The 17518-nt window shown below is 36.5% G+C and carries 16 protein-coding genes; 10 read left to right on the top strand and 6 right to left on the bottom strand.

Translation table 11 applies throughout. The features are described from left to right. Nucleotides 1–72: 72 nt before the first annotated feature. The 10 genes from ACQ334_RS21535 (at nucleotide 73) to ACQ334_RS21490 (ending at nucleotide 11204) form a co-directional block, all read left to right on the top strand. Nucleotides 73–1500, top strand: coding sequence for an oligosaccharide flippase family protein (locus tag ACQ334_RS21535; protein ID WP_430990341.1), 1428 nt, complete (start codon nucleotides 73–75; stop codon nucleotides 1498–1500). Nucleotides 1501–1581: 81 nt separating this feature from the next. After that, nucleotides 1582–3231, top strand: a complete 1650-nt coding sequence (locus ACQ334_RS21530) for a hypothetical protein (RefSeq protein ID WP_430990340.1) — start codon at nucleotides 1582–1584, stop codon at nucleotides 3229–3231. After that, nucleotides 3231–4196 (top strand): glycosyltransferase family 2 protein, encoded by a 966-nt coding sequence (locus ACQ334_RS21525; protein WP_430990339.1) that lies wholly within the window; start codon nucleotides 3231–3233, stop codon nucleotides 4194–4196. The genes ACQ334_RS21530 and ACQ334_RS21525 overlap by 1 nt, the downstream gene beginning before the upstream one ends. A gap of 23 nt (nucleotides 4197–4219) precedes the next feature. Beyond that, nucleotides 4220–5140 (top strand): hypothetical protein, encoded by a 921-nt coding sequence (locus ACQ334_RS21520; protein ID WP_430990338.1) that lies wholly within the window; start codon nucleotides 4220–4222, stop codon nucleotides 5138–5140. Then, the gene (locus ACQ334_RS21515; RefSeq protein WP_430990337.1) at nucleotides 5137–6270 is read left to right on the top strand and encodes a glycosyltransferase family 4 protein; all 1134 of its coding nucleotides are present in this window, start codon (nucleotides 5137–5139) and stop codon (nucleotides 6268–6270) included. The genes ACQ334_RS21520 and ACQ334_RS21515 overlap by 4 nt, the downstream gene beginning before the upstream one ends. Continuing rightward, a complete protein-coding gene (locus ACQ334_RS21510; protein ID WP_430990336.1) occupies nucleotides 6267–7040 on the top strand; it encodes a 2OG-Fe(II) oxygenase in 774 nt (257 codons plus the stop codon). Before ACQ334_RS21515 ends, ACQ334_RS21510 begins: the two co-directional genes overlap by 4 nt. 26 nt (nucleotides 7041–7066) lie before the next feature. Further along, on the top strand, nucleotides 7067–8170 hold the full coding sequence (locus tag ACQ334_RS21505) for a DUF1972 domain-containing protein (protein ID WP_430990335.1): 1104 nt from the start codon (nucleotides 7067–7069) through the stop codon (nucleotides 8168–8170). Continuing rightward, nucleotides 8167–9435, top strand: a complete 1269-nt coding sequence (locus ACQ334_RS21500; RefSeq protein WP_430990334.1) for an O-antigen ligase family protein — start codon at nucleotides 8167–8169, stop codon at nucleotides 9433–9435. The genes ACQ334_RS21505 and ACQ334_RS21500 overlap by 4 nt, the downstream gene beginning before the upstream one ends. Before the next feature lie 35 nt (nucleotides 9436–9470). Continuing rightward, nucleotides 9471–10259: a glycosyltransferase family 2 protein gene (locus ACQ334_RS21495; protein WP_430990333.1), complete on the top strand. Its 789-nt coding sequence runs from the start codon at nucleotides 9471–9473 to the stop codon at nucleotides 10257–10259. 18 nt (nucleotides 10260–10277) lie between these two features. Continuing rightward, complete coding sequence (locus ACQ334_RS21490; protein ID WP_430990332.1) at nucleotides 10278–11204, top strand: hypothetical protein; 927 nt, start codon at nucleotides 10278–10280, stop codon at nucleotides 11202–11204. 1 nt (nucleotide 11205) lies between these two features. Here ACQ334_RS21490 and ACQ334_RS21485 read toward each other — a convergent pair whose 3' ends face one another. Genes ACQ334_RS21485 through ACQ334_RS21460 form a run of 6 tightly spaced genes read right to left on the bottom strand, consistent with a single transcriptional unit; the run spans nucleotide 11206 to nucleotide 17446 of the window. Then, entirely contained in the window at nucleotides 11206–12030 is an 825-nt protein-coding gene (locus ACQ334_RS21485) for a class I SAM-dependent methyltransferase (protein WP_430990331.1), read from the bottom strand. Then, entirely contained in the window at nucleotides 12027–13493 is a 1467-nt protein-coding gene (locus ACQ334_RS21480) for a B12-binding domain-containing radical SAM protein (protein ID WP_430990330.1), read from the bottom strand. Before ACQ334_RS21480 ends, ACQ334_RS21485 begins: the two co-directional genes overlap by 4 nt. After that, a complete protein-coding gene (locus ACQ334_RS21475) occupies nucleotides 13494–14534 on the bottom strand; it encodes an SPASM domain-containing protein (protein ID WP_430990329.1) in 1041 nt (346 codons plus the stop codon). A 3-nt stretch (nucleotides 14535–14537) separates the two neighbouring features. Continuing rightward, nucleotides 14538–15275: a class I SAM-dependent methyltransferase gene (locus ACQ334_RS21470; RefSeq protein ID WP_430990328.1), complete on the bottom strand. Its 738-nt coding sequence runs from the start codon at nucleotides 15273–15275 to the stop codon at nucleotides 14538–14540. Continuing rightward, on the bottom strand, nucleotides 15272–15937 hold the full coding sequence (locus tag ACQ334_RS21465) for a methyltransferase (RefSeq protein WP_430990327.1): 666 nt from the start codon (nucleotides 15935–15937) through the stop codon (nucleotides 15272–15274). The genes ACQ334_RS21470 and ACQ334_RS21465 overlap by 4 nt, the downstream gene beginning before the upstream one ends. 9 nt (nucleotides 15938–15946) lie before the next feature. Continuing rightward, nucleotides 15947–17446 carry a B12-binding domain-containing radical SAM protein gene (locus ACQ334_RS21460; RefSeq protein ID WP_430990326.1) on the bottom strand — a complete coding sequence of 500 codons (1500 nt, stop codon included), beginning with the start codon at nucleotides 17444–17446 and terminating at the stop codon, nucleotides 15947–15949. Nucleotides 17447–17518 lie beyond the last annotated feature (72 nt).

Here is a 17518-nt window from a genome sequence, read left to right as displayed (position 1 = left end):
CAATTGCTAAATAAATATCACAGCAATTGAATAACTTTATACATTACAGCAGCTGGTGCAGCAACGATTATAATGAAAAAGAAATTTCTTCATGATATCTCGGCCAACTTACTTCAGGTAGTCATCAACCAGTTGTGTGGCCTGGCTATTTTCTACATCCTCTCTGCACGGCTTGCTAAAAATGATTTTGGAGAAATCAACTGGTCGTTGGCTGTTTTACTGACTACATTCAATATTCTTTCATTCGGTATCGACCAGGTATCAATAAAAAAAATTGCATCCGGAAAAGATATCCGGCTAACCCTTTCGGCATATGTAATGCATGTTGTTGTTTCCGGGTTGATGATGTATGTTTTATTACTGACCTGTAATTTTATCTTCCCAAAGTTCTTTCAAACACACCAGTTTTTATTATTGATAGCTATTGGGAAACTGATGATATTTTTTTCTACCCCGTTTAAGCAGCTGGTAGCCGGTTTAGAGAAATTCAGAGCCCTGTTGTACATGGCCGTTTGTTCCAATATTTTGCGCAGCCTTGCTTTAATAGTACTAACATTTACCCATCAGCTGACTATTAATATTATTATAGCAATATTTATTATTGGGGATATTGCAGAACTATTACTTTGCCTGCTGCTAACAAAGTATTATTTAAAGGTGTCTTTATCTTTCCAATGGGATACCGGTAATTACAAAGCTTTACTTAATGAATCGTTGCCTCAATTGGGTGTAGCTATTTTTACTTCTGCTATGGCCCGCCTGGATTGGATATTCCTTGGTTTAATGGCGTCAAATATTATTTTGGCTAACTATAGTTTTGCCTATAAAGTTTTTGAGGTATCTACTTTGCCGCTATTGATCATTGCGCCATTGTTAATACCCCGGTTCACAAAAATATTCCAGCCTGGTGCAGCCGTTGCAGAAAAAAAAATGAATGAGCTGTTGATTTTATTACGGTACGAAATTATTATTGCCTGCGGGGTTGGCTTAACATTGAATATTTGGTGGGTTCCGGTAATTGACCTTATCACACATAATAAATACGGTGCAGTAAATAAACAAACCATACTTATCCTCTCCTTTTGCCTGCCCTTTTTATACTTCATTAATTTTTTCTGGACGATAAGTTTTGCACAGGGCCATTTAAAAAGAATTTTTTATATTTTTCTCATTTGCTTCATTATAAATTTAACAGGCACTATTACTTTAATTCCCTTTTTTAATGCTGAAGGTGCTGCCATTGCCTACCTGGTATCAATTATAGTTCAATCATTGTTGTTTTATAAACAGTCTGGTTTTAACCAATATAAAACCATCATTGGTGGCACAGTAATGCCAATGCTATGTGCTATTGCTGCCGGGGTAATTGGTAATTTGTTTTTTAGTAATGTATGGCTCATATTTTTAGCATCTTTTTCAACCTATTTACTGTGCCTGGTATTAACCAAACAGATCAGGCATTCTCATTGGTCCGTATTTAAACAGGTAGCAGGCTTATAGCGGGCAACCTAAAATGATGATTTTGCGATTATTATAGTACTGGTTAGAATAACTGATACTTTACGCAAAACACTATACCGGGTGAACACAAAAAAAGTAACCGCCATTTTACAAAAAAGGCTCGCTGCCATCGACTGGAAATTACTGGTTTTTCTTTTATTATTTTTAAACGTAAAACTGGTAGTAAAAGTTGCTGCTGTGGTGCTCATCTGTTTTTTACGCCCTGGTTTTAAATTGGGCTTTGGTATTAAAAATCCACGGCTCCCTATTTTTTATCTTTTAATAATCGGGATTGCTTTATTTAACTGGCTAATCAGTGGCTTATTAACCAATATCAATTATTCATTAGCCGTGATCACAGGGATTTTATTCTGGTTGCTTTGTATTATTGCTGCCCACCAGGTAAAATCGGCAGTTGAAAAAAACGACCCGGAAATTATTCATCAGACACTGCTCGTTTTTTTTATCATTAATGCAGTTGCTTCATTAGCTATTTACGGCAGCATCGTTTGGGAAACAGGGGCAATTAATCCATACAAGTACCAGGGTAATTTTCAAAAATATTTTATTGGCACCGGCGATTATATAAAAGGTATTACAATGGATACCTCTACCACCAATGCTGTTATCAATGCGTTTGGGGTGGTTTATTTTTTATTGCGCAACAAGTTGGGTTGGGCTTTATTATGCATGGCCATATTATTGCTCACCGGAAGTAATGTAACCAACCTGTTATTATGCACCGTACTATTGTATATTTTTTTCTTTCAAAGCACTAAAAGCCAAAAAAGTATTATTGTAGTTTGTTTATTATTCCTCGTGGTTTTCCTGGCAAAAATATCCCCGGAAAATACCAGCTATGTAACTGATGCTTATGAAAAATTTTCAGGCAAACCAAAAATTTCCAAAAGACAGCCTGCTAAGATCATTCCGGTTACTGAAAAACCTGATAGTATTTTAACTCCTGAAGAAAAACAACAAAAAATTGCTATTCTTTATATTGACAGCATGGCAGCGGCACTGGTTGCAAAAAACAGTTCTGCAACAGCGCATGCAACAACTATAATTACTGCCGAAAACCTTAAGAAGAAACCGGAAATACCCAAGGCCAATATACACAGCGCCCCCTTTCAACATAAAAACGATACTACTTTTTTCCAGGAAAACCTGATGGCTTTTATAAAAGCTGATAGTGTTGAACAATCCGTATCAGCTGTAAAGCGATACAATATGCCGGGTAAAATAATCGCACTTTTGCAAACTGCAGCTTACTTCCAATTACATCCGCTGAAAATAATTACAGGGGCCGGTATAGGTATGTTTTCTTCTAAACTGGCATTCCGCATAAGTGCTTTAAAGATTGCCGGTGGTTACCCTGCTAAATATGCATTTATCAGTAATGATTTTAAAAACAACAGCCTTGCTCTTTACCTCAATTATTTTACTAAAGGAAGTGAAACACATTCTTTGATCAATACGCCTAACTCTACTTATACGCAATTAGTTGGTGAATACGGATTGGCAGGAATTCTTGCCTTCATATTTTTTTACCTCGGCTTTTTTGTAAAGCAATATAAAAAACTCACCTATGGTATTCCTGTATTATTACTGATGGCGGGTTCATTTTTTTTAGACTATTGGTTTGAACAATTGTCTGTTACTGTTTTATTTGAGCTGTTATTGTTTTTGAATATTAAGGAAAATATAAAAGTACAAGTTGTAAAATCGTGATGAAGCAAGTTCCTGAAATAACTGTTTTGATGCCTGCGTATAATGCAGCAAAATATATTGCGGCTGCAGTTGAATCTGTATTAAATCAATCTTTCGGCAATTTTGAATTATTAGTTATCAACGATGGTTCTTCGGATGATACTGAGTGGATCGTAAAAAATTTTGCAGATGAAAGAATCAAAATTATCAACCAGCCACACCAGGGTATTGCTGCTGCATTAAATATCGGTTTGCTCAATGCTGCTGCACCATTGATCGCCCGATTTGATGCAGATGATATCTGTTACCCCGATCGCCTGCAGATTCAATATGATTTTTTTAAAGCTAACCCTGAATATGTGTTAACGGGATCTGACGTTGATTATGCCGATCATAACAGCGAATACCTTTATCACTATAGCAACATCGGGCATACTCATAAAGAGATCAATGACAGAATCGGCACCTTCTGCCCCTTTATCCATTCCTCGGTAATGTATAAAAAGGATATAGCACTTACTATTGGCGGCTACGATGCTAAGGCACATACTTTTGAAGACTACCGTCTCTGGATAAAATTTATCACCAAAGGAAAAGTGTGCAACACAAAAAAGCCACTGATTATGGTAAGACTAAATCCGGAATCAGTAACGGTGGATGAAAAATTGCGTGGTAAAAGATTCGGCATACTAAAAAAAGAGATGTTGTTTGCTGATAACATATCAAAAGAACAGGAAGAGGAGTTATTAGAAATTTTACACAGCCAGAATTTTATGCGCTTTAAAAATTATAGCTACAACATATTGATCGCAAAAAAATATTTGTGGAATAATTATCAGCCGGCAAAAGCAAGGTCTAGTGTGCGAAGGGCCATAAATTTTATGCCCTTTCAAACCACAGGATACGGCCTTTTTATTTTATCCTGCCTGCCGCAAAAATTTGTTCATCGCTTTTATAAAAAATATAAACTCTTAACTGGTGCATAAAAATACTATTCATTGATGGCAATATGATCCGCAATACTTTAAAATATTATTACAATAAATGGTACCAGAAGTTTCATTATGATACTTTTAAAAATGCCATGCTTACCGGTAAACAACTTGCCGAGGCAAATAAATCGAAAAAAAATATTGCCGGTCTTGATGACGTTGCTTTCCAGGTCTTTTCTCAATATGGTGAAGATGGCATCATACAATATATCATCAGCCAGGTAGAAATTCCTAACCCCATATTTATTGAATTTGGTGTGGAATATTATACTGAATCTAATACCCGTTTCTTATTGCTCAATAATAACTGGCAGGGGTTGGTTATTGATGGCAGCAAACAGAATATCCGTTTTATTAAACAGGATTTCATTTACTGGAAGTATACTATTACTGCCTGCCACAGTTTTATAACCAGGGAAAATATCAATGCCCTTATCAGCAATTATACCAGCTGCAGCGATATTGGATTGCTAAGTATAGATATTGACGGTAATGATTACTGGATCTGGGATGTTATTGAAGTAGTGCATCCGAGAATAATAATCTGTGAATATAATGCTACCCTGGGTAGTACCTATAAAGTAAGTGTGCCTTATGCTGCAGACTTTGAACAAACAAAATCGCATTTTTCAAATATATATTATGGCGCTTCATTAGCAGCGCTTTGTCACCTGGCCGAAAAGAAGGGATATGATTTTATTGGCACCGCAAGTTCTGGCGTAAATGCTTTTTTTGTACGGAAAGATCTTTCTGCACCATTCATCAAATATACTGCCGCAGGTGGGTTTCATGAGTCGGTGAACCGCAGTTCAAAAAACAAAAAAGGGCAACTTGATTTTTTACCCGCTGCCGAAAAATTGAATGTAATTAAAGATATGCCGGTAACCGATGTTGTTTCGGGTTCGTTGCACACTATAAAAGAATTGTACAATTTATGAAACCGGCAACCACCATAAAATTATTTTTAGATGCCCATATTTTTGATGGCGAGTTCCAGGGCAGCCGCACTTTTATAAAAGAGCTGTACAATATTTTGCTGCATAAAAAAGAACTGGAATTATACATTGCTGCTTACGATATTGAAAACCTGCAGCAATATTTTCCCAAGGCAGAAAATATCTTCTTTATCAAATTGCAAAATCGTTCCAGCATAAGAAGGTTATTATTTGATATCCCACTGCTGATAAAAAAACATGGTATTCACTATGCTCATTTTCAGTATATGGTTCCGCTGATTAAAAATTGCAGGTTTATTGTAACTACTCATGATGTACTTTTTAATGAATATCCGAAAGAATTTCCTTTATGGTACCGGTTGAGTAAAAACTTACTCTACAAAAAAGCTGCAAAAAAAGCTGATATACTGACCACGGATTCTGACTATTCAAAAAAATCAATTCAAAAATATTTGCACATACCTGCATCCAGGGTGAATGTGATAAGATTAGGTATCAATGCATCATTTTTTGAACCTTACGATCAACAGGCAGCCAAAGACTTTATAAAAAATAAATATGGTTTGGACAGGTATATTCTTTTTGTAAGCAGGCGGGAGCCCCGAAAAAATCATACGCTCTTACTACAAACTTATTTAGACCTGAAGCTATATGAGGCAGGATACCATCTTGTTTTTATAGGCCACGAAAGTATTACAACTCCTGAGTTTGATGATATGCTGAATGCTTTACCTGTGGGTATAAGATCTTTTATCGTTTTTAATGAAAAAGCCAGTGATGAAGATTTGCTGAATTTTTATAAAGCTGCTGCAGTTTTTGTGTATCCTTCAAAGGCAGAAGGGTTTGGCTTGCCACCTTTAGAAGCCGGCGCCCTAAAAATTCCTGTTGTATGTTCTAATAGCTCAGCCCTGGGTGATTTTACTTTTTTTGGCAAGCATCATGTTGACCCAGGCAACTATTCCGCTTTTAAAAACGCTTTGTATGATGTATTAATAAATAAGCCGGACAATAACTCGCTGGCTGAAATTGCTGCAACAATACAACAGGATTACAGCTGGCAAAAAACTGCAGACCAGTTTTACCAGTTACTAAAACAAAATAGCATGTCATGATCAATTTTGATTTTTTAAACCACAACAAAGAAAAGTTGAGAACAGATTACCTGTTGGCAAAGCCGTATCCTTACCTGGCTATCGACAATTTTTGTGATGCAGATAAGCTCAGTCGCATGTATGAAGGTATTCCTGAACTGAAAAATAAAAGCAGGGATTACATTTTTGCTCATAACAAATTTGAAAAAGCCAATTATAAAGAATTAGGTCCATTGTTTGAAGAGTTGCAAAAAGATCTTTGTTCAGATGCAATGAATGACTTTCTGAGTTATATCGCCAATGAAAATGTTTTTGTTGATCCTGTTAATCATGGCGGTGGTTTGCACCAGGGGCAAAAAAATAGTTTCCTGGATATGCATCTCGATTTTAATTATCATCCGCTGCATAAAAACTGGTACAGGAATATGAACCTGTTGCTATACCTGAACAAAAACTGGAAACCCGAATACAGGGGGCATTTAAAATTAGTTGACCTGCGAAGTGGTGAAGAAAAAGAACTGGAGGTACCATTTAACAGAATGATCATTCAGCAAACAAGGGCCTATACATTGCATGGTTATGGCATGACGAATTTCCCAGAACACAAGTACCGTACTTCTATTGCCACATATGCTTATACAGTACACCAGCATCATGTGGAAAAGCCACGTACAACGGATTGGATTGTAAAAGATGCCGCCCCTGCTAAAAAATTTATTGCCGCTATTTACGGGCCGGCAGTAAAAATTAAAAACAGTTTATTTGGCAGTAACACTGCAAAAAATCAATAATGATGTAACCCTTAAATATATCGCACATGAAAATTGGCATTATCGGTACCAGGGGAATTCCCAATGAATACGGCGGGTTTGAACAGCTTGCAGAAAAATTATCTGTGGGATTGTTGCAAAAGGGCCACTCCGTAACGGTATATAATTCTCATAAACATTCTTACCAGGAGAAAACATTTAACGGCGTTGATATTGTACACTGTTATGATGCAGAATACAAGCTGGGTACTGCGGGGCAATTTGTATATGATTTTAATTGCGTAATGGATGCCAGGAAAAGAAATTTTGATGTGCTGCTTTTCTTAGGTTATACCAGCAGTTCGGTATGGGGTATGTTGTATCCAAAAAACACCGTCATCATCTCAAATATGGATGGCTTTGAATGGAAAAGGGGAAAATACTCAAAACCGGTAAGGCAATTTTTAAAATATGCTGAGAAGCTGGCTGTAAAATTCAGCGATTATTTTATTTCCGATTCTATTGGCATGCATACTTACTTAAAAAGTAAATATGGTAAGCACAGCCAGTATATTGCTTATGGTGCAGAAATTTTAGATAATCAAAGAGAAGAGTGTTTATCAGAATATAATTTGTACAAAAAAAATTATTTTATGCTGATGGCCAGGATGGAGCCTGAAAATAATATCGAGATGATATTAGATGGATTTCACCAGTCAGCATCCGAAAAGAAATTTGTGGTAGTGGGCAATACCAATAATAAGTTTGGCAAACGCATCGTAAAGAAATTTGAACATGATAAAAGAATAGTTTTTGCCGGGGCTATTTATGATACACAAATTACACATACACTCAAGTACAATTGCCCCCTCTATTTTCATGGCCATACCGTTGGCGGTACCAACCCGTCGTTGATAGAAGCCATGGCCAGCCAGGTATTAATTGCCGCACACGACAATAATTTTAACAGGGCGGTTTTAGATGGTAATGGTTATTATTTTAATTCGTCTAAAGATGTGCAGCAGCTTATAGAAGCTGTACAGCCTGCCATAAAAGAAGAAACGATGACGCTGAATAATTTTATGAAAATAAAAAACAGCTATAACTGGCCATTAATTATTGACCAGTATGAAAAGTTTATTGTGGAATGCTATAGCCATCATAAAAAATGAAATCACTTTTTATCATTGACGACAATATGGCCAACAAGATCAGCTACTATCACCTGGCCTGTTTTTGTATTGCCCTCCCATTCGATTTTTTTTATAGTCAATTGGTGCTGATAAGCTTTGCTTTACACACATTGATCCACCTTAAACAAAGCCGGTTTCGGTTGTTTGCAGATAAAAATACTTTAATTCCAATTACAATTTTTTTACTGGGACTACTTACCATTTTTTACAGTAGTGATAAAACAGAAGGATTAAATATCGCCGGCAGGCAGTCGGCTATTTTTATTATCCCGGTATTGCTGGCGCTTAACCCACTTGATCTTTCCACTTACAAACTACCACTTTTAAAAATATTTGCGCTTACCTGTACGGCAGTAATTTTATATCTGTATGCAGATGCTGTTCATACGCTGGTGTATTTTCATTTACCACTTTCCACATTATTCACTACGGCATTCATTAATCATAATTTTTCGCTGCCAGTAGCCATGCATGCCACTTACCTTTCCATGTATGCAGCTTTTGCTTTGCTTACATTTTTATATGTTATAATAAAAGAAAGCAGCAGGAATGAAAAAATATTTTTTTCGTTCTGTTCTTGTCTTCTTTTTAGCGGCATTGTACAATTAACATCAAGGGCTGTTTTTGGTGGCATGTTACTGATCATTCCGGTGGGTGTTTCTTTCTTTTTACTTAACGGCAAAAAGAGAATCGTATTCCTCAGTATTTCAGGAGTGATAGCAGTAACTTCTTTTTTTATCATTACAAAGATTGATGCTTTTAAAACAAGGTATGTGAGTGAGCTTAAAAACGACCTTACCCAAACCGCTATTAACAATGAAATTCTGGAGCCTCGTGTTGCCCGCTGGCAGCTGGCATTCGACCTGGTAAAAAAATCCCCGGTTATTGGTTATGGAGCAGGTAGTGAAAAAGAATTATTGAAACAAAAATATTTCGACAACAAATTGTACATCTCTTACCTGGAAGAGTTTAATGAACATAGCCAATACCTTAGTTTTTTATTACGGGCAGGGGTCATTGGCTTATGCCTGTATCTGTTTGTACTGTATTACGGATTTTCAGTTGCTGTTAAAAATAAAGACTTCCTGTTTTTTTCCTTTATGGCTTTAATTGCAACTGTATCCGTTTCAGAAAATATACTGGATCTGAATAAAGGCATATTTTTTTACAGTTTCTTTTTCTCTTTTTTTTTAACCGGCAATCAACCGCAAATATTTTACAGAGGCAACCAGGCTACATTTTGATACGTTTTTAATAGTATATATAAAAGGTCCGTAGGATGAACAAACTTTCGGTGGTAGTAATAACTTTTAATGAAGAAAAAAATATTGGGCGCTGTCTTGATTCCGTTAAACCAGTAGCAGATGAGATCATTGTGCTGGATTCTTTTTCAACTGATACCACAGTGTCCATTGCTTTACAAAAAGGGGCAGTTATTCATCAACAAAGTTTTGCAGGATATATTCAGCAAAAGAACAAAGCCATCAAATTAGCTTCTAATAATAATGTGCTTTTACTTGATGCTGATGAAGCTTTAAGCGATGAATTGGCGATGTCAATAGCAGGTGTAAAACAAGATTCGGCCCAAAAGGCTTTTACCATGAACCGTTGTAATATTTATTGCGGCCGTCCTATACGTCATGGCCTATGGTATCCTGACAGAAAGTTACGCTTATTCGATAAACGCATCGGTTCATGTGGAGGATTAAACCCTCATGATAAAATTATATTAACAGAAAATTGCGGAGTACAACAACTTAAGGGAGATCTGTTGCATTATACCTACCAGTCATTTGACGAATATATGATCCGCAATGAAGAGGTAAGCAATACGGCAGCAGAATCAATTTTTAACTCAGGCAAAAAAGTGCATTGGGCAAAAATTTTTCTAAGCCCCGCCTGGGCTTTTATCAACGGTTATTTTTTAAGACTGGGGTTTTTAGATGGCCGAAATGGATTGGTTATTGCAACACATACGGCCAGCCAGAGCTACAAAAAATATTATAAACTAAAACAATTACAAAAAAGAGCAGCAGGTAAAATGCATTGGCAAAATGCAAAATTTTAAATTTAAAGCTTTATCATTTTGACTCGTATTCAGGTTAACATATTACAAACCCTAGCGTACTTTGATATTTTTCATTATCCCTTAACTAATGAAGAGATACGAAACTTTCTAAGTATATCAACCAGCCAGGCTGCAGTTGATGAACAGCTAGTATTACTTGTTGAAAATAAAAGCATTTATAAACTTGATGAATTCTATTCTTTACAAAATAATATTGCCATCGCATCAAGAAGGCGAAACGGCAATATAAAAGCAATAGCAGAAATACAAAAAGCCGGAAAAGCTGCACGTATATTATCAAAGTTTCCCTTTGTTGAAGGCCTGGCATTGTCAGGTTCCTTATCAAAAAACTTTGCTGATGATAATACTGATATAGATTTTTTTATCATTGCTAAAACCAACCGGCTTTGGATTGCCCGTACAATAATGCACTTATTTTACAAATTGGCAAAACTGGCTGGAAAGCAAAACTGGTTTTGTATGAACTACTATGTAGATGAAGCTGGTATGGAAATAGAAGAGAAAAATATTTTTACCGCCATGGAGATCATTACACTCGTTCCAATGGAGGGATTGAGCCGGGTGAATAATTTTATGTATACCAATAAATGGGTGCAAAATTATTTTCCGGGATACAAAGCAAAAAATACTGCTGCACAGGAAATTAAAAAAGGATGGCCGCGGTCTTTTGCAGAAATGCTGCTGAACGGAAAATTGGGTGATAGCGCAGATAACTGGCTGATGAAAATTACTGCCAGGCGCTGGAAAAAGAAAGAACGCCAACTTAACCTGAATGCTAAAGGTATTTGCATGGGCATGTTGGCAGAAAAACATTTTGCTAAACCAGACCCTAAAAATTTTCAGTTTAAAATACTGGAGCAATATGATAGCAAAGTGGACCAGATACTATACAAACAAAATAAAAGTTTGCTGGCGGCTAAATAACCTATTTTTTCTTTTTAAAAGAGATAATATAATAATCTCCAATAAATTTCCACGGCCATTTACACTTCCATTTATCTTCTTTATTCCTCAAAAAATTATATACTGACGAATGTTTTTCTCCAAAGCCTTCTATATATGATGGTGGCACCAATGTACATAGGCCTTCTACTGTAAGCAACTCAAAATCGTTTTGTAAATGCCGCATCACAAAAGACGGATTATAATACCAACAGTTAAAATACTCACCCTCTACATGTGCAGTTACTCCTTTGCTGCTGAATAAGCGGCGGAAAGCGGTTTTAAATTGCCCTTTAAATAACAATAAAAATTCCCATAGGCAAAACTTTGGTAGTATAACCAGGGTGATCTTTCCCCCGGGATGTAATAATGCACTGAAAGATTGTAATACTTTATCCAGTTCGCCGGTGCAGTTCAACCCTGCAAAGTTGGAAAAAATGTAATCATATTTTTTTTGCTGTTGAAGGCAGTGCAGTTGTGTAAAAGAGATCAACTCATTGGTAACCTGTAATTGCAGGTTTGCTGCTCTTACTTTTTGTTGCAATTGCTCCTGCATGCCTTTTGAAATATCAGTGGCATGTACCGTATGCCCCTGGTGTGCAAACCAGATTGCATCTTCGCCTGTACCACTGTTTAGTTCGAGTACTTCGCTTGCAGGTAAAATAAATTGTTGCACATGATTTCTTATTCTTTCTCTTTTATACCGGATAATAGTATCGCCGGAATACAGTGCATCAAATTGTGCAGCCTGTTTACTAAAAGCTACAGCGGCCTGTTCTTCATTAATATGGTGCAACGGCAAACTCATACAGCAGGTTTTTGCAATTGCTGCAATTTTTGTTTTTCAATAAAAGTAGCCGGCAAATAATATAACCAGGAAATAGCTTTGCGTATAGTTTTATAATTTGCTTTAAACGGATTTGCTATCACCTGTTTTGCATTTTCAAATGCCAGGTGTTTACGATAACTTTTATGAACATAAGTATGCAGCTGTTTATAAAATGCCGGCTGGTAAGTATTACGGAACATCAATGCCATTTCATCAGAATCTGTCCAATTGGTTTTATTATGCAATTCATTTTTTACTTTTTCAAAAAATACGGTACCCGGTAGTGGATACGAAACTGAAATACCAATTTCGTAAGGTAATAATGTATTGATCATTTTTATCGTCAATTCAATATCTTCTTTGGTTTCTCCCAAATACCCAAACTGAATAAAGAAAGATGGGTTAATACCATTCTTCTTCAGTAATCTTGTAGCTTCATAAATTTGCTGCACCGTAGTTCCTTTATCCATCGCATCTAATATCTTTTGAGAGCCGCTTTCTGCACCCATCCAGATATTAGCACAGCCTGCTCTCGCCAGGTCTTTAATGTTATTTTCCTGTAATAATAAATCAACTCTCCCCTGCATCTTAAATTTGAATTGCAGGTTTTGTTGTGCTACCAAATCAGCAAACTCATTTACCCATCCGGGTTTTAACCCAAAGATGTCATCACAAAACCAGATATGATCAAACTGAAATTTTTCTTTCAGCATTGTTAATTCGCTCACCACATTTTGTGGACTTCGAACATTATACCTGTTGCCATAAATGGGCTTTGCACACCAGTTGCATTTAAACGGGCAGCCTCTGGTAGTTCCCATATTCATCGAAAAATAGCCTGCATGCTTCAGCCACATTTTTTTATACGGTTCCATATCAATAATGTCCCATGCAGGAAAGGGTAATGCATCCAGGTCTTTCAACACACTGCGCCTTGGTGTTTTTACAACGGCATTGTTGTGTTTAAACGCCAATCCTTCAATAGTAAAAAAATCACGTTCTTTTTTTATAATGGCATCCGTTAATTCAAGTAAGGTGGTTTCAGCCTCTCCTAATAAAATAAAATCGGCACCGGCATTTAAGTACATTTCATACCTGTCGGTACTGTCGGAACTGGAAACAATTACAGTGCAACCGCTGCTTTTTGCATAGCGGATCATTTTAAATGCTGCCTCCCTCATGTTGGTAAGGCACATTTTGGTGAGATAATTAAACCCATCATCATATACTACAAAAAACGTTGGCTGTATTTTCTCTAATGGTGCAATCACTTCTTCGGGTTGGTGGGCAAACATGGTATCAAATAATGAAACATTATAACCACTTTCTCTCATAAAAGCTGCTGCATATAATGTACCCAATGGTGCATAAGGCTGCCCTGCCGACCATTGTTTGGGATCGAAACGAAGAAAGTAGGAATGTGAAAAAAGTATATTGTGCATTTATAGTTTTGTTTGAGGAGAAAGGTTTAAATAACAAACACATTTTTTACAGGTCTCATTCCTGTCTGTATTTAATTGCTTCCTGAAAGTAATGGCATTGGCGCTGTTCATAATTTCATCTAAAGGATCATTCTTTATATTTCCATAAGCCTCATGAAAAAAACAGGGTCGTACAGTACCATCTGCCTCAATTACGGCAGACACCCAGGGCGCATTACATTTTTTATAAGGCAGCTCGTTCAATCCATAAAACGAAGCATAGTACTGGTATATCTTATTAATTTTTTCAGGAGACTCTGCAATATAATTACTGGCAAAGTCTTTTTGATATGTGGTTAATAAAATATCAATCACACTTTTTAATTCCGGCAGATCCTTTTCCCCTGGTAAAATTTCATGTTGCCTGCTTTTATCCCATAATACTTCACGGTTAAAAGCATGGCTGCTTACATCGGCTGGTAAAAAACTGATCTGGTCCAACCCAATTTCCTTTGCACTGTCAATTATTTGTGACCATACTCTAAAGTTTTGTTGATGTATCACCGTTCTGCAGGTAATTTTAAAATCAGGGTTAATGACTTTTATTACGTCAACACCTTCAGCCATTTTACCAAATGCATCCGGGATGTTACGTATAGCATTGTGCATGGTTTCATCGCCATCTAATGACACAATCACATCGTCCACCCACTCCACAATCTGCAAAGCATTTTTCTTTAGCGTTAACCCGGTTGATAATAAACTGATCTTTATTTTTTCCTGTTTTAAAATTTTACAAAACTGAAAAAAGTTAGGATTCAATAATGCCTCACCTCCAGACATTAAAACTTGTTGTGTACCAAATTTTTTTAATGCGCTTAACAAACCTGTAATATCATTTGCTGTAAGCTGTTTCAAATTATGATTGCCTTTCCATATATCACACATCACACACCTGCAATTACAGGCGCTGTGCGGCATCAGTATCACAATGGGTAAAGCACTGATGACATGCGTTTGCAGTGTGCGGTATCTTTTATATGTGGTCAATACATTTTGCATATACTACTGGTAACGGTTTTTTATTACCACATGATAAAACGGGCTTTTGTTTTTATTAAACCTGTTAAATAACGATGTTGGGTCGTATAAAAAATGGTGATTGAATTTATCCAGGTCTTCAATAGTATGATGAAAATAAAATTCTGTCATTACTTCGCAGCCTGCACTCACAAAATACGATATCGTTCTTTCCTTAGCTGCGGCAATTTCGCTTTGCCTGTAAAAATGAGAATCAATGATATGTATTTCTCCCTGCAGCGTCAGGTATGCTAAAGCCTCAGTAATTATTTTTTTTAATGAAGAAAAGTATTGGATAGAAGCAGCAAAAACAATAATATCAAAACTTTTGTCCTGCAACTGTTCGCCGTTTAAAGCACACTGAATAAAATTAAGGTTAGAGATCTTACTAAAGACTCTTTTTGCCTGTTCCAGTTCCACACCATTTACATCAATACCAGTTACGTTGCCTTTTGTGCTTGTTGCTAATTGCGCTGATAACCATCCGTTGCCGCAGCCTATTTCAAGTATATCCGGTTCATTATTTCTGTGCCTGATATGATCAACCAGTTTTTTTGCAGAGCGTTTCCTTATTTCCCATTCGTGATAGTAAGAATGTAATTCATTTACTGCAGGCAGATTTGCCACTTCTTCATCTTTATACATCCGCCCTTCCTTCTCTCGCAGGTAAATGTACAACCGCTCAAACTCATCGGTTGGGTTATATGTAAAGATGGAGCTCATGATTTTTTTTCAACTTTGTAAATAACATTTTCTTCGAGCATATTTTTTTTACGAAATACACAGGTGAGCTTAAAATTATTTTTTGCTGCCATTGTATATATCATTTCCATATCGCAGCCATCAAATAAAATCATCAATACTTCACTATCAGAATGCATATAATCAGCCAGTGTTGTAAATAAGGCCGAAAAATATTCGCCATTTTCTCCGCAAAGCCAGGCATGATCTTTTGCAATAACCGGTTGCTTTTTATAATAAGGCGGGTTGATAGCAATGATATCAAACTGCTGCGGTGGAATGTTTAAAAAGAGATCTGATTCAATAACTTTTATTGTAACATTATTTTGCACGCTGTTTTTTTTTAGAGCTTCTACAGCAATAGTATTGATGTCTGTAGCAGTAACTATTGCATTTTTTTTTGCAGCAACCATGGCAATCAGGCCACTTCCGCAACCCAGTTCTAAAAATCTCTTTTTGTTTACCTCATAAGTATTAATGTATTGCAGCAATAACTGCGTACTGAAAAAAAAACCCGGGTGAAAAACTTCCGGCGGAATACTCATGCGTATATCTTTATACCTGTAGGTCCTGGTTTTAGAAAGGTATTTAACCAGCAAAGGCTTATACGTACGGGCAACAATATTTTTTAGTACTGCGTTCAAAATAATAATTTAAAAACCTTCAATTTCCGGCTGGCGGTATTTCCATAATACCTGCAATGCTTTTAGTTCGTAAGGTTTTGCATACAGCCCGGTTTTGTAACGCAATGAAGCCACATTACGAAGTACATTTTTCTTAAAATTATTTAACCTGATATCCGATGCGGTTGGATAATATCCATTTAATACCGTTTCAAAATCTTTTATCTTATTGATCATCTCCGGTGTTAACCATGGTGTTAATGGATTTTTTCGCAGGTCAAATTTTTCCCATTGCGGACTTATCCAGTCTTCCAGTGTTTCCGGAAAATGAAAACCACTGCCCAATACTTTATTGTACATATCGGTACCTTCTGCAGGAACAGGGCTGTACACATAAATAATTATTTCTGTTCTGGGATTGATCTGTTTGATCTCTTTAATAAAAGCAATATCCTGATCAATTTGTTTCATCGCCTGCTCAGGTGAATCTGCCGGCGTACCTAACACAAAAGAATACTCAGGTATGATATCAAATTTTGCAATACGTGCAGCAAAAGATCTTATTTCGGCAGCCGTTTGCGTGCCGCCTTTATCCATTTTTTTTAAGATTTCATCATTGCCTGTTTCTGCACCAAAGAAGATCATCTTACAGCCGCTTTCTCTCATCAACGCCAGCGATGCATCACTGTATTTATCAATCGTATCAATTCTTCCTTCGCCCCACCAGATCATTTTTTCCGGTTGTATCAGTTTCGAAAATTCTACTGTTCTTTTTTCAGAAACAAAAAAATTATTATCATGAAACTCAATGGCATTACCACCGAATTTATCTTTCAGGTATTTAATATCCTTATAAATTAATGGTGCCGACTTACCCCTCCACCTGGCATTATAAATAGGTACTACAGCACAAAAAGAACATTTAAAAGGGCAACCCATGCTGGAATGATAAGCAATGGTTTTTGTACCGAGATAAGTTTTACCAAGGTAATATTTTAAAGGGTAAAACTGGTTCAGCTTATCGTATGGCAATGCCGGTAATTCGTCCGGATCATACAATTCATCTTTAGCCGTTTTAATAATCTGTTCGCCGGATCTGTAAATGAGGTTATGTATAAATTCGTAGGGTTCATTTTTTTCCAGGGCATTCAATAATGCAGGAAAAGATTTTTCTCCCGGGCCATTGATCACAAAATCAACAAAGGAAGAGTGGAGTACTACTTTATTTTGATTAGAAGGAAAATAACCACCCCAGATGATTTTAATAGCAGGAAACAATTCACGGATTTTTTTTGAAATGGGTATCGCCTGTTTTAATTGCGGGCCAGGCATACAGGTACTGCCAAAATAACCAAAATCACCACTGGCCAGGTAGCTGTGTATCTTATCCCATGGATCCTGTTCCAGGTTGCCATCCACTATAACATAATCATACAACCCCTCAATAGAAGAAGCGATACTGAGAATGGAATTAGGTATCCTCGGCTTATAATTTGCACTTCGTGGATTAAATAAAAGTACCCTTTTCATTCTGCTATAGAAGTTAGTGTTAATTTGTATTCATTAAAACGGGCAATCAGGACAAACAGTTGCCTGTAAATC

Source organism: Ferruginibacter sp. SUN106 (genome assembly GCF_050611765.1).
Taxonomy (GTDB): Bacteria; Bacteroidota; Bacteroidia; order Chitinophagales; family Chitinophagaceae; genus Ferruginibacter.
Note: the sequence above shows the minus strand (reverse complement) of the source record. Positions and strands in the feature narration are given on the sequence as shown.